Here is a 13,786-nt window from a genome sequence, read left to right on the forward strand (position 1 = left end):
TCTCCTCGGGCCAGTACGCGAAATGCAGTCTGCGACCGACGTGGCGTTCCGCCATCGGCCCCGGAATACGATAAGCAAAACATCAACAAGCAGACTGGAGGAAGTGGATGCAACGCCGCGATTTCATCAAAGGGGTTGGTGCCGGCTCGTTGGCGGTCGGGGCATTGTCCGGCGGGATGCGCTCGGCGCATGCCAAGGCCGAGTACTCGTGGAAGATGGTCACGACCTGGCCCAAGAACTTTCCCGGCCTCGGCACGGGAGCGAACAACCTCGCCGCCTTGATCGGCGAGATGAGCGGCGGTCGTATCGAGGTCAAGGTCTTCGGCGCCGGCGAGCTGGTCCCCGCTTTCGAAATCTTCGATGCGGTCTCGCGCGGGACCGCCGAGATGGGCCACGGCTCGGCCTATTACTGGAAAGGCAAGAGTGAGGCCGCTCAGTTCTTCTCCACCGTGCCTTTCGGTCTAACCGCACAGGAGATGAACGGCTGGATCTACCATGGCGGCGGGATGGAGCTCTGGACCGAGCTCTACGCGCAGTTCGGCCTGGTGCCTGCGCCCGCAGGGAACACCGGTGTTCAGATGGGCGGTTGGTTCAACAAGGAGATCAACTCGGTCGAGGATCTGAAAGGCCTGAAGATGCGCATCCCCGGCCTAGGTGGCGAGGTTTTGGCGCGGGCCGGCGGAACCCCGGTCAACCTTCCCGGAGGGGAGCTCTTCACCGCATTGCAGAACGGTACGATCGATGCCACTGAGTGGGTCGGGCCCTACAACGACCTCGCCTTCGGTCTCTACAAGGCGGCCAAGTATTACTACTATCCGGGTTGGCATGAGCCCGGCACCATCCTGGAGGCCATGATCAACAAGAAGGTCTACGACGGGCTGCCGGCGGATCTGCAATCCATCGTCATGAATGCCTGCAAGGTCGTTAATCAGGACATGCTCGCCGAGTACACCGCCCGCAACCCCGTCGCCCTGCAGACCCTCATCACCAAGCACAACGTCGACCTGAGACGGTTTCCGAACGACGTCATCCTCAAGCTGCGAGCACTCTCGGATGAGGTCGTCGCCGAGATTGCGCAGAAGGACGAGTTCTCCTCCAAGGTCTACAGCTCCTACAAAAAATTCCTCAGCCAAAGCAAGGAGTGGAGCGGAATCGGGGAGTTGACCTACCTGCAGGCACGCGATCAGGCGTGACCGAATCCGCGAGCAGCAGCAGCAGCAGCAGCGGCGGCGGCGGCGCGCAGGCGTTGCCGCTTTCGCTCTACGTTCACACCCCCTGGTGCGTCAGCAAATGTCCCTACTGCGATTTCAACTCGCATGCCGCGGACGCCCCGCCGTTCGAACCCTATGTGACACACCTTCTGGCGGATCTGGACCTTGAGCTCGGCCGGCCCGCTGCACGACGGCCGCTGAGCTCGGTATTCATCGGCGGAGGAACACCCAGCCTGTTTCCCGGCCCGGCCGTGCGGCGACTGCTCGACGGCATTCGAGAGCATGCCGACCTGCTCCCCGGGATCGAGATCACCCTCGAGGCGAATCCCGGGACGCGCGATGCGGCCCGTTTCGCGGATTACCGCGAGGCGGGGGTCAATCGGCTCTCGATCGGGGCGCAAAGCCTCTCGGCGGCCCGCTTACGTGCGCTCGGGCGGATCCACGGGCCCGACGAGGTGTACGAGGCCCTGCGGATGGCCCGCGAGGCCGGCTTCGACACTATCAATCTGGACATGATGTTTGCGCTGCCCGAACAGGGCCTCGCAGGGGCGAAGCAGGATCTCGAAGCGCTGATTGCTCTGGAACCCGAGCACATCTCCTACTACCAGCTGACGCTCGAGCCCAACACGGCGTTCCATGCGCATCCGCCTCCCGTGCCGGATCCCGACCTGGCCGCCGACATCGCCGAGCAGGGCCTCGAGGACCTGGCGCGGGCCGGCTACCGTCAATACGAGGTCTCCGCCCATGCGCGGGACGGCGCGCGCTGTCGTCACAACCTCAACTACTGGGAGTTCGGCGACTATCTCGGGATCGGCGCGGGCGCCCACGGCAAGCTCACGCAAGAGCGCCCGGAACGAGGCGGTCGGCAGGTGTCGCGAACCGCGAAACACCGCCATCCCTCGGCCTACCTGAACGCCTCCACGGACAACTTGGTCGGCAGCACCCGCATCCTTGACGAGCAGGATCTGATTTTCGAGTTTGCACTCAATGCCCTGCGTCTCACGGGGGGATTCCCGCGCGGTCTCTTCACCAACACCACGGGACTGCCTTGGTCGCGCATCTCGAACATCGTCCGAGGCGCGGAGCATGACGGCATGGTCCGGATCCTTGCCGACCGCGTCGAGCCTACCGTCCAGGGTCGTCGTTTCCTCGACGACCTTGTCGCGCGCTTCGCGGCCGAGTCGTGATCGGGGTCGGGGTCGGGGTCGGGAAAGGACGATCGAGGCGCAACACATGGTTGCGGGGTGGTGGCCGGAGTTGTATCCTACTGCGTTCCATTGATTTTTCAGCGCCCGATCGGGGCCAATGCCAACGCCAGGGTCATCATGAAAGAAGGAATCCATCCCAACTACGCCGACGTCAAGGTGGTCTGCAGCTGCGGTAACGAGTTTACGACCCGCTCAACCTTGGGCAAGGAAATGCACGTCGAGGTTTGCTCCGCTTGCCATCCCTTCTACACCGGCAAGCAAAAGGTCCTCGACACCGCCGGGCGCGTCGATAAGTTCAGGCGCAAATACGCGCGCTGATGCGAATGCACCGGGCGCTGTCCCGCCCGGCGCTCCCGGCTCGTCGACCGAGCCGGCTCCTTCCCCGAGCGTGACGCTCGGTCGTTTCGGATATGCCGCCAGGCGCATCCGCGCCACTCGCCCATCCCACCCGAGGACGATCCTGGCCAGCCGCGAGTTGCGCGGGTGCCTGCTTCGGTCGAATCTCCGCCGCACAGCCGGTCGATTGCCCGACTCGATCGGCTACCCCCGGTGGCGGGTCACGCACGCTACTGCAGTGTAAGATAGGGGCCGGGGTCCAGTCCGTTTGATCCCCTAGAGGCCACGGCGACAAGGCTGGTCCGCGCGACCGTGGTCAACAGACCACTGATCGGAGAAACAGTCACGTGAACAAAATCACCATCATCGGCGCTGGCCGAGTCGGCGAGACGACCGCGCAGATCCTGGCCGAGGAAGAGCTCTGTCGCGAGATCGCACTCATGGACGTTCGCGAGGGGATCCCCGAGGGGATTGCTCTGGACATCCTCCAAATGGCCCCCTTCTTCGAATTCGATTGCTCGATCAACGGCAGCAGCGATCCGCAGATCCTCAGGGATTCCGATCTGGTCATCGTCACTGCCGGACTTCCCCGAAAACCGGGCATGTCCCGCTCGGACGTGCTCGAGGCGAATGTCCGCATCATCGACGGCGTCACCGATCAGATCATGCAGTATGCGCCCGATGCCATGGTGCTGATCGTCTCCAATCCGGTGGATACACTGACCTATCGGGTCGCACAACGCACCGGCTGGGACCGCAATCGGATCTTCGGACAGGCCGGTGTCCTCGACGCCGCGCGCATGGCCAGCTTCATCGCTCAGGAAACGGGTTTTTCGGCGCTCGACATCACGACCATGGTGCTCGGCGGTCACGGCGACACGATGGTGCCCGTGCCGCGTTTTTGCACCATCAACGGGATCCCGATCTCGCACTTCATCTCCGAGGAGCGTATCGCGGCCATCATGGAGCGCACGCGCCAAGGCGGCGCAGAGATCCTTGCGTTGCGAAAGAACTCGAGCGCCTACGATGCACCGGGCGCTGCGGTTGCGGCGATGGTCGACGCCATCGTCAACAATCGCCGGCGACTGCTCTCCTGTGTCGCCCTGCTCGAAGGTGAATACGGCGAGAGCGACATCGCGATGGGCGTCCCCTGCGTCCTGGGCGAGCGGGGCATGGAATCGATCATCGAGCTGGATCTGAATGCCCGTGAACGGGCGGATTTCGACCGCTCGGCGAGCGCGGTGCGCGCCGACATCGAACGCCTGAACAGCCTGTCCCTGTCTTGACGTTGGGCCGATAATTGCTTGGGTCCGTCGAGCCTGACGGGCCGGGTCGACGCATCTTATTCGCAACGGCAGCGCGGATCTGCACCCGCGCATGATGTCGCGACCGCCCCGGCACATCGGCCTTGCTTGTCGTCACGCCGCAGTCGAGACTCGAGACCAACAACACCAACGCCGACGGGGCGCGACGCCCCGAAGACGGCCAGGAGCGAGCTTATGGCGAACCAAACGATCACCATCACCAACAACGTCACGGGCGAGAGCTTCGACTTCCCGTTACGCTCCGGCAGCGTCGGTCCGTCGGCCGCGGATATCTCCTCTCTCTACAAGGAGGCCGGGATCTTCACGTACGACCCCGGTTTCATGTCCACCGCCAGTTGCCACAGCGCCATCACCTACATCGACGGCGAGGACGGGATCCTGCTCTATCGGGGCTATCCGATCGAGCAACTGGCGACCAAGGCGAGTTTTCTCGAGGTTGCCTATCTCCTCCTCTACGGCGAGCTGCCCGTGGAAAAGGAGTTGGTCGGGTTCGAAAAGATGATCACCCGCCACACCATGCTGAATGAGAATCTAAAGGACTTCCTGAACGGTTTTCACTATGACGCCCATCCCATGGCGATCCTGATCGGCGTTGTCGGATCCCTCTCCGCCTTCTATCACGACTCGCTCAGCGTCAACGACGCACGCCACCGCGAGATCTCGGCGCATCGTCTGATCGCCAAGCTCCCGACGATCGCTGCCGCGGCTTACAAGCACAGCATCGGCGAGCCGATCATGTATCCACGCAACGATTTGCGGTATTGCGCGAACTTCCTGCACATGATGTTCGCCACGCCCTGCGAGGTCTACAAGCCGACCCTGATCGCCGAGAAGGCGATGAATCTGCTGTTTATCCTGCACGCCGACCACGAGCAAAACGCCAGCACCTCCACGGTGCGCCTCGCCGGCAGCTCCGGTGCGAATCCATTCGCCTGTGTGGCGGCGGGCATCGCCTCGCTTTGGGGCCCGGCACACGGGGGTGCGAACGAGGCCGTCCTGGACATGCTCCACGAGATCGGGGATGTCAAGAATGTGCAGCGCTACATGGAAAAGGCCAAGGACAAGGACGACCCGTTTCGTCTCATGGGTTTCGGACATCGGGTCTACAAGAACTACGATCCGCGCGCGAAGATCATTCGCGAAGTCTGCCACCAGGTGCTCGAAGAGCTCGCCGACACCAACAACCCCCTGTTTGAATTAGCAATGAAGCTGGAAGAGATCGCTCTGAGCGACGAATATTTCGTCGAGCGGAAACTCTATCCCAACGTCGACTTTTATTCCGGAATCATCTATCAGGCGCTCGGGATACCACGCAACATGTTCACCGTGATGTTCGCCGTCGCGCGCACGGTCGGCTGGGTGTCGCATTGGATGGAAATGATGTCCGACCCCAACAACCGTATCGGCCGCCCTCGCCAGATCTACCATGGTCCGACCCAGAGGGACTATCTGCCGATTTCCAAGAGATAGAGAATCGCCGATTCGACAGGCGTTTTTTCAGCCGGCAATCGCGACGAGGCGAGCCACCTCGTGACGATCCGCCCCGCGCTGCGGGCGCTCGGTTACCGGATCCAAAGGGGGATTGCGCAATGCCCGTCGCGGCAGCACGACCAGCTCGACCGGCACCTCCCCTGCCATGAAGCGAAAGACCGGATGAACACAGCGCAAGCCGCCGGGATAACGCATCGACCGCTCGGCCTCGCTCCAGGGAATGCGTAGGTCGAGCAATGTGAAGATAACGTCTTCGGCGCGGTCCGCAAACAGCAGCAGGTCGATGCCCGACCCGGAGCCGAGTGCACCGCTGAGAGCGCCGCCGACCAGTCTGGGCCCGAACAGCTCGAGTTGCTCCATCGCTTGGAGGGCAGCGGCCCGGAGGCGTCGCAACGCCTCCTCGTCGGCCCGACCCATAAAGAGCCGGCGCTGCGCTAGAACCGCGTCCTGCACCGCCTCATTGCTCGGCCAATGACGCCGATCCGGCACACCGATGCGTTCGGCCGCCTTCCGTCTGGCCTTGTCGTAATCCTCTAAGCCTTGGTCGAGGACGATGCGAGCGGCCTCGTAGGCAAGTCGCTCACGCTGGGCATGGATCCGTTCTCTTGTCGGCATGGCATACCTCATTCACTTGCGCTCCCGCACCGGGGCATCGTTCATGCGCTCAAAGCCCGCGCATCGGCGTGGAGCGTGACTATAATGGGGCCCAGCCGAGGCTCGCCCCCGGTGCAGGGATCGAGCGCCCTCGGCACAGCGGCTCGGGGACTCGCGCGGCGAGCCGAAACAGAACGGAAACCACCCTACGAAATGGCGATGTTCGGCCTCAGCAGCAAAATAAAACCCCTCATCGGGATCGATATCAGCTCGACCGCGATCAAGCTCATCGAGCTGTCGCGATTGCCCGTGCAGACCGTTGCGGCGTTTCGGGTGGAGCATTTCGCGATCGAGCCGCTTCCGCCGGGTGCCCTGATCGAGAAGAAGATCGCGGATGTCGATCGTGTGGCAGCGATCATCCGCAAGGCCGTCGGCAGCACCGGAACGCGCGCGAAACGCGCGGCCGTGGCCGTGGCCGGCTCGGCGGTGATCACGAAGGTGATCGCCATGGCCGGAACCCTGAGCGACGCCGAGATGGAGAACCAGATCCAGCTCGAGGCCGATCAATACATTCCATATCCGTTGGAAGAGGTCAATCTCGACTTCCAGGTCGTGGGCCCGACGAAGGGCAACCCTTCGATGGTGGACGTGCTGTTGGTCGCCTCTCGGCAAGAGAACGTCGACGACCGAGTGGGTGTGCTGGAGGCGTCCGGGCTGACCCCGGCCGTCGTCGATGTCGAGGCCTACGCGATGGAGAACGCCTGCGCGCTGATTCTCGCCGAGGAAGCGGGGGCCGACACCGAGCTGGCGGCCGCTCGAACGGTAGCCGTGGCCGACGTCGGTGCCGCGACGACAACGCTGCATGTCATGCACGAAGGCCAGATCGTCTATACCCGCGAGCAGAATTTCGGAGGCCAACAACTGCTCGACGAAGTCCAACGCCGCTACGGCCTTTCCCGCGAGGTGGCTCTGGGCAAGATCCTCGACGGCGATGTCGCCGAGGGCTACGAGACCGACGTGCTCGGGCCCTTCAAGGAGGCATTGGCGCAACAGATCGGGCGTGCACTGCAATTCTTTTATTCCGGGACCAGCTTCAATCGCGTCGATCGGATCCTGCTTGCAGGTCGACCGGCAAGCATCCCGGGGATCGATGTCCTGATGGCGGAACGTCTCAAGCTGCCGGCTGCCGTCGCCAATCCCTTTCGCCGCATGTCGATTTCGCCGAGCGTCAAGATCCAGGAGTTGATGCGGGAGGCGCCGGGAATGATGGTCGCCGTCGGATTGGCCTTGCGAGGGTTCGACTAGATGACGCGCATCAACCTCCTGCCTTGGCGAGAAGAGGCGAGGCAACGGCGACGTAAGGAGTTTGCCGCCGCGGGAGGTCTCGCGCTGGTCTTCACGCTGCTTCTGGCGGTATTGGTGCATTTGGAGATCGAAGGCAGGATCGGCAATCAGCAGGCGCGAAATCAGCTTCTGGAGGGCGAGATCGCGCAATTGAATCGTCAGATCAAAGAGATCGAGGATCTTGAGAAGATCAAGGCGGACCTCTTGTCGCGCATGGAAATCATCCAACAGCTTCAGGAGAGCCGCCCTGAGATCGTGCGGCTGTTCGACGAGTTGGTGGTCGCGATTCCCGAAGGGGTCTATCTCACCAAGCTCGAGCAGAACGGACGGGCCGTTGTCGTCGAAGGGCGTGCCCAGTCCAACGCGCGTGTCTCGGCCTTCATGCGAAGCATCGAGGCCTCGCAGTGGATCGGCAGTCCTCGTCTGCTGTTGATCGAGGACAAGACCGGGACCGGCCTGAGCCAGTTTCGGTTGGCCTTCGATCAGGTCAGCCCCGAGACAAGCCCGGCGTCGACGCAGACGGACGCCCCGGAGGACCGACGGTCGGGGATGCGACTCATGGCCGACAGTCGCCGATGACGACGCGAGCGGAGACCTCCGGATGGATTTGAGCGAGCTCAATAAACTCGATCTTAACAGCGTCGGCGAGTGGCCGATCGCGGTGAAGGTCATCGCGATCCTGCTCGCCTGTATCGCCTTGGGCGGTGCGGTCTTCTATTTCGATACGCAGGAGCAGTTGAGTCGGCTCGATCGAGCCGAGGCGACCGAGCGTGATCTGCGCGCCTCGTTCGAAACCAAGCAGCGCAAGGCGGCCAATCTGGAGGAGTATCGCCAGCAGATCGAGGAGATGAAGGAATCCTTCGGGGCGATGCTCCGTCAGCTGCCGAACCGAACGGAGGTCGCTTCGCTCCTGGTCGACGTCTCTCAAACCGGGCTCGCCGCGGGGCTCGAGTTCGAGCTGTTTCAACCGGGCAGCGAGCAGCTCAAGGACTTTTATGCCGAGCTGCCGATCCAGATTCGAGTCACCGGCGGCTATCACGATTTTGGACGCTTCGTCAGCGGACTGGCATCCTTACCGCGCATCGTGACGGTTCACGACACCAAGATCAGCGATGCCGGCGGAACGACCGGCAGCGGTGCGGCAAAGCTGTCGCTGCAGGCGACAGTGAAGACGTACCGCTATCTCGACGAGGACGCCGAACAGTGAGCAGGCGATTTCGCTCGGCCTGCGTATCCGGGACGATGGTCCTGATGGCGTTGCTCTCGTGGGGGTGCGACCGCAGCGGAACGCAGGAGTTGAGGTCCTACGTCGACGAGGTCAGGGCCCGCCCCCCCGGGCCGATCGAGCCCTTGCCCGAGATCCAACCCGTCGATGCCTTCGTCTTCGAGCCCGACGGGCGACGCGATCCTTTCGTGATGGACACACAAACCGCGGCGGCCGCCGGTGCGGACAACAGCCTCGCCCCGGATCCGCTTCGACCCAAAGAAGAGCTCGAGAGCTATCCCTTGGATTCGCTGCGCATGGTGGGTACGGTTCAGCAGCAAGAGACCCGATGGGCCTTGGTTCGAACGCGCGAAGGCTTGGTCTATCGCGTGAGGGTCGGGAATCATCTCGGAATGAACAACGGACAGATCGTGGACATCACCGACGACGCCGTCCGGTTGACGGAGATCGTTTCCGAAATACCCGGCGATTGGCGCGAACGTTCGGCCGAGCTCAAACTCACCCCGTGACAGGCAGAGGCATGGCGCGATGAACAGCCCCTATCGACCGAGCCTGCGCGGACCACGCGGCATCCTCCGACGGGTGCTCGGGTGCGCGGCCCTGCTCGGTTTGTCCGTCGGCGCGGCAAAGGTTGCGGCCGTCGATCTCACCGAGGTTCAATTTGCTGCGCAGCCGGGGAATCGCGTCGAGATCCAGCTCATCTTCTCCGGGCCGGTCAGCGCGCCTCAGACCTTCGACACGGTGTCTCCGGCACGGATCGCGCTCGACTTCGAAGGCGTCGCCAACCGACTCGAGCGCAAAGCCGTCCCGATCGGGGTCGGTCCGGTCCATAGCCTGGTCGCGGTGGAGGCGAGCGATCGTACCCGCATCGTGATCAATCTGAACGATTCGGTCCCGTATCGCGTGACGACCGAAGGCAACCGCGTGCGCGTGGATATCGATGCCCGGAGCGACCCGGAAGCGGCGCAACCCGTGCCGCCGGCCCCCACGACTGCGCGGGGACAGCCCCGCGCCCCGGCTTCCGCACCTTGGGATCGCCCCGCCTCCGACGGAGGCGCTGCCCCCGGGCCGAGCGTTCGGGACATCGATTTCCGCCGCGGTCCAGAAGGCGAGGGGCGTGTCCTGATCACCCTCCCGAGGGCGACCACCCGGGTCACCGTGCGGGAGCAGGGGAGCCGCGTCCTCGTCGACATCATCGACGCGTCCTTGCCTCAGCGCCTGTTTCGTCGCCTCGACGTCGTGGACTTCGCGACACCTGTCGTGGCGATCGAGTCCCGGCCCAAGGGACGCAACGTGGAGGTCAACGTTCAGACCGGCAGCGACTTCGAGTATATGGCCTACCAGACCGACGACCTATTCACCTTGGAGCTGCGACCGCTGACCTCGGCGGAAAAGGAGCGTCTCGCGCGCGAGAAGGTCGTTTACGACGGGGAGCGACTCTCGCTGAACTTTCAGGATATAGAAGTCCGGGCGGTTCTCCAGCTGCTCGCCGACTTCACCGATTTGAACCTGGTGGCCAGCGACTCGGTGGCCGGCAACATCACCTTGCGTTTGAAGAATGTGCCCTGGGATCAGGCGCTCGACATCATCCTCAAGACCAAGAATCTGACCAAGCGCCAGGAAGGCAACGTCATCATGGTCGGCCCCTTCGACGAGATCGTCGGGCACGAAGAGCGCACCCTGACGGCCGATCAGCGCCTCGAAGAGCTGGCGCCGATCCGTTCCGAGTTCATCCCGGTGAAGTTCGCCAAGGCGGCCGAGATCGCGGCTTTCATTCGGGGGGCATCCAGCCTGCAATCGAGCGTCAGCTCACAAGGGGGCAGCAGCCCGATCGGCCGCGATTCTCGTCAGCTCGATCGCACCGTGAGCGAATCCACCAAAGACTCTATCCTCACGCCCGGGCGCGGCAGCGTGACCTTCGACGAGCGTACCAATACCCTGCTGGTCATGGACACCTCCGCGCGTCTGGATCAGATCCGCGAGATCGTCGCGCGTCTGGATATCCCGGTCCGGCAGGTCATGATCGAGTCCCGTGTGGTCATCGCAAACAACGATTTCACGCGGGATCTGGGTGTGCGGTTCGGTCTCGCGACCTCGATGGGCGCGCTCTACAACAACGAGATGCTGATCGGCGGCGGCTTACCCGGCAATCTGGTCGGGCGCGGCAACTACAATGCCGGACCCTTCGGGCTCGACACCGCCGGCGAGCCGAACAACGCGATCATCCTCGATCCGGTCGTGACCGATACCCCTTCGCTGCTCGTAAACCTCCCGGCGACGGACCCGGCGGGTGCGGTGAACTTCCTGATCGGCAAGGTCGGCTCCTATCTGCTTCAATTAGAACTCTCGGCGATGCAACGCGAGGGACGCGGCGAGGTGATCTCGAGTCCGCGCGTCATCACATCCGATCAGAAGGAGGCCAGGATCGAGGTGGGCAAGAAGATTCCCTACTCGACCGTCTCGCAGGACGGCACGAACGTCGAATTCGAGAACGCCACACTGAGTCTGACGGTCACACCCGCGATTACCCCCGACGACCGGATCATCATGGACTTGATCGTGACCAAGGATGAGCCCGACTTCAGCCGTGTCGTTGACGGGACGCCGACCATCAACACCCGCGAGATCGAGACACGGGTCCTGGTCGACAACGGAGAGACCGTCGTCTTGGGCGGTGTCTACGAGCGCACCAAGATCTTCGCCAAAGAGCAGGTTCCGTGGATCGGGGACGTCCCGGTCCTCGGGCGTCTCTTCAAACGAGAGGCTCGCGAGGACAATAACTCGGAGCTCTTGATCTTCGTCACGCCCAAGATCCTCAAGGGCGACCTGGTTGGAAACCAGTGAAGCAGTGCAGAGATTCCCAGACCGTCCGAGATCATTTTCGTTGTCGTATCGATGGTCGACAACGACAACGAACCGTCTCGACATATCTGCCGTGCTGCGCTAGCGGCGCTCGCCCCCTCGAGCGGCAACCTCAACTCGCAGCGATTACCCGATGGAGCTCAGAGGGATGCGCTTGATCTCGCGTTGTCTCGATCGGGCGGTGATCGACTGCTTCGGCGCTCGCTCCCCGCTTGCGTCGTCTTTCTTACCGCGCGTGGGTCGGGCGTCGTTGCCCTTGCCCGCGCGCCGAAAATCTGGCATACCTTTCCTATGATGCGCGCACAGAACATTTTTATCGTCGGGCCGATGGGCGCCGGCAAGAGTACCGTCGGACGGCAGCTTGCCGAGACGCTGTCCTACACCTTCAAAGACAGCGACCAGGAGATCCAGCGCCGCACCGGCGTGGACATCCCGACCATCTTCGAGTTCGAGGGCGAAACAGGCTTTCGTGCCCGCGAGCGCCAAGTCATCGAGGAGCTGGTGAGCGAGGAGCGGATCGTCCTCGCGACCGGCGGCGGGGTCATCTTGTCGGCGGAGAATCGTCAAGACTTGGCGGCGCGCGGCGTCGTCATCTATCTGCATTGCAGCCCGGAGCAGCAATACGCCCGCACCGCTCGTGACCGGAATCGCCCCTTGTTGGATACGGAAGATCCGCTCGCAAAACTGCGCGAGCTGATGGAGGAGCGCGAGCCGCTCTATCGCCAAGTCGCCGATATGGTCGTGTCGACCGAAAAGCGCGGCACCAGCTCCGTGGTCAAGGAGATCTCGCGACGCTTGGAGTCCGAAGAGATCTGAACCGCGCCCCGAAGACCTGGACGAGAGCACCGCTCACGTCCGGGCAGCATGATCGGAGAAACGCCATGTCCTGGAGCCTCACCGTCGCCCTCGGGGCGCGTGCTTATCCCATTCACATCGGTTCCGGTCTGCTCTCGGACCCGGATCTCTACCGGCCGCATCTGCTCGGCTCGCAGGTCATGGTCGTGACCAACGAGACGGTCGCGCCTCTGTATCTGGAAGCGGTTCGCTCGGCGCTGGAGGGTTACCAAGTCGGCGAGGTGGTGCTGCCCGACGGCGAGCAGTATAAGACGATGGAGGTCTGGAACCGGATCTTCGATGCCTTGCTCCAGGCGCGTTTCGGACGTGACTGCACCCTGGTGGCGCTCGGCGGGGGCGTGGTGGGGGACATGGCGGGCTTCGCGGCCGCCTGTTATCAGCGCGGGGTCGGCTTCATCCAGGTGCCCACGACCCTGCTCGCGCAGGTCGACTCCTCGGTCGGGGGCAAGACAGGCATCAACCATCCGGCCGGGAAGAACATGATCGGGGCCTTCCACCAGCCCCGAGCGGTGATCGCGGACACCTCGACCTTGGCGACATTGCCGCAGCGCGAGCTCTCGGCCGGATTGGCCGAGGTTCTGAAATACGGGCTCATCCGCGACGCGACCTTCCTCTCTTGGCTGGAAACGCACATGGCCGAGCTGCTTGCGCGCGATGCCGACGCCTTGGCCTACATCATCCGCCGCTCCTGCGAGATCAAGGCGGAGATCGTCGCGGAAGACGAGCTCGAGGCAGGGCAGCGCGCGCTGCTCAACCTCGGACACACTTTCGGGCACGCCATCGAGACCGCGACCGGTTACGGCACCTGGCTGCACGGCGAGGCGGTCGGGGTCGGAATCTGCATGGCAGCCGATCTATCCGCCCGCATGGGCTGGCTCACCGACGTGGACGTCGAGCGCGTCCGCCGGCTGGTGGCAAGCGCGGGCCTTCCTGTTGCGGCCCCGAACGATCTTTCCGCCGATCGCTTTCTCGAGCTCATGGCGGTCGACAAAAAGGTGCAGGACGGTCGACTGCGCCTGGTTCTCCTGCAACAGCCCGGAGACGCTCTGGTCACGGGTGACGTCGACCCGAACCTTCTGCGAGCGACCCTCGACGCCGCGGCTTCCTGAGATCGCGCTCGTTAGCACTAATTTGGTGCAGGCCGAACGCCTCGCGCACGACGGCGGGGCGCTGCTGCGTCCGGTCGTGCTCGCCCGATCCTCTGTACGAGCAGGCCCCCGGAGAGGGTCGAACGTCCGCGGTTTCGGCACGCATAGACCGACTCCGCCCGGACCGAGCGCACTCGGCGAGGGCCTGATTGATTTCGGGAGATGTGGCACAGCATCTGCTGAGCCG

At 63.4% G+C, this 13,786-nt stretch carries 13 protein-coding genes; 12 read left to right on the forward strand and 1 reads right to left on the reverse strand.

Features of this window, described 5'->3' with window-relative positions:
* Nucleotides 1-107 precede the first annotated feature (107 nt).
* The 5 genes from BLV04_RS15665 (at nucleotide 108) to BLV04_RS15685 (ending at nucleotide 5,550) form a co-directional block, all read left to right on the forward strand.
* A complete protein-coding gene (locus BLV04_RS15665; protein WP_093034141.1) occupies nucleotides 108-1,193 on the forward strand; it encodes a TRAP transporter substrate-binding protein in 1,086 nt (361 codons plus the stop codon).
* Entirely contained in the window at nucleotides 1,190-2,398 is a 1,209-nt protein-coding gene (gene hemW / locus BLV04_RS15670; RefSeq protein ID WP_175534657.1) for a radical SAM family heme chaperone HemW, read from the forward strand. The genes BLV04_RS15665 and hemW overlap by 4 nt, the downstream gene beginning before the upstream one ends.
* 138 nt (nucleotides 2,399-2,536) lie before the next feature.
* Nucleotides 2,537-2,737 (forward strand): 50S ribosomal protein L31, encoded by a 201-nt coding sequence (gene rpmE, locus BLV04_RS15675; protein ID WP_007193408.1) that lies wholly within the window; start codon nucleotides 2,537-2,539, stop codon nucleotides 2,735-2,737.
* 365 nt (nucleotides 2,738-3,102) lie between these two features.
* Nucleotides 3,103-4,041, forward strand: a complete 939-nt coding sequence (mdh, locus tag BLV04_RS15680; RefSeq protein WP_093034144.1) for a malate dehydrogenase — start codon at nucleotides 3,103-3,105, stop codon at nucleotides 4,039-4,041.
* A 213-nt stretch (nucleotides 4,042-4,254) separates the two neighbouring features.
* Entirely contained in the window at nucleotides 4,255-5,550 is a 1,296-nt protein-coding gene (locus BLV04_RS15685) for a citrate synthase (RefSeq protein ID WP_093034147.1), read from the forward strand.
* Nucleotides 5,551-5,577: 27 nt separating this feature from the next.
* Here BLV04_RS15685 and BLV04_RS15690 read toward each other — a convergent pair whose 3' ends face one another.
* The gene (locus tag BLV04_RS15690; RefSeq protein WP_093034150.1) at nucleotides 5,578-6,186 is read right to left on the reverse strand and encodes a hypothetical protein; all 609 of its coding nucleotides are present in this window, start codon (nucleotides 6,184-6,186) and stop codon (nucleotides 5,578-5,580) included.
* 198 nt (nucleotides 6,187-6,384) lie between these two features.
* Between BLV04_RS15690 and BLV04_RS15695 the strand changes: the two genes are divergently transcribed.
* From BLV04_RS15695 to aroB, 7 genes are all read left to right on the forward strand, one after another.
* A complete protein-coding gene (locus BLV04_RS15695; RefSeq protein ID WP_093034341.1) occupies nucleotides 6,385-7,470 on the forward strand; it encodes a pilus assembly protein PilM in 1,086 nt (361 codons plus the stop codon).
* A complete protein-coding gene (locus tag BLV04_RS15700; protein WP_093034153.1) occupies nucleotides 7,471-8,088 on the forward strand; it encodes a PilN domain-containing protein in 618 nt (205 codons plus the stop codon).
* Nucleotides 8,089-8,110: 22 nt separating this feature from the next.
* A complete protein-coding gene (locus BLV04_RS15705) occupies nucleotides 8,111-8,716 on the forward strand; it encodes a type IV pilus inner membrane component PilO (RefSeq protein WP_093034156.1) in 606 nt (201 codons plus the stop codon).
* A 44-nt stretch (nucleotides 8,717-8,760) separates the two neighbouring features.
* Nucleotides 8,761-9,243: a pilus assembly protein PilP gene (locus BLV04_RS15710; protein WP_175534658.1), complete on the forward strand. Its 483-nt coding sequence runs from the start codon at nucleotides 8,761-8,763 to the stop codon at nucleotides 9,241-9,243.
* A gap of 19 nt (nucleotides 9,244-9,262) precedes the next feature.
* Nucleotides 9,263-11,578 carry a type IV pilus secretin PilQ gene (locus BLV04_RS15715; RefSeq protein ID WP_093034162.1) on the forward strand — a complete coding sequence of 772 codons (2,316 nt, stop codon included), beginning with the start codon at nucleotides 9,263-9,265 and terminating at the stop codon, nucleotides 11,576-11,578.
* A gap of 309 nt (nucleotides 11,579-11,887) precedes the next feature.
* Nucleotides 11,888-12,412: a shikimate kinase AroK gene (gene aroK, locus BLV04_RS15720; protein WP_093034165.1), complete on the forward strand. Its 525-nt coding sequence runs from the start codon at nucleotides 11,888-11,890 to the stop codon at nucleotides 12,410-12,412.
* A gap of 65 nt (nucleotides 12,413-12,477) precedes the next feature.
* A complete protein-coding gene (aroB, locus tag BLV04_RS15725; RefSeq protein ID WP_093034168.1) occupies nucleotides 12,478-13,560 on the forward strand; it encodes a 3-dehydroquinate synthase in 1,083 nt (360 codons plus the stop codon).
* The last annotated feature ends 226 nt before the right edge of the window (nucleotides 13,561-13,786 follow it).

Origin of the sequence: Thiocapsa roseopersicina (genome assembly GCF_900106925.1) — a bacterium.
GTDB lineage: Bacteria > Pseudomonadota > Gammaproteobacteria > Chromatiales > Chromatiaceae > Thiocapsa > Thiocapsa roseopersicina.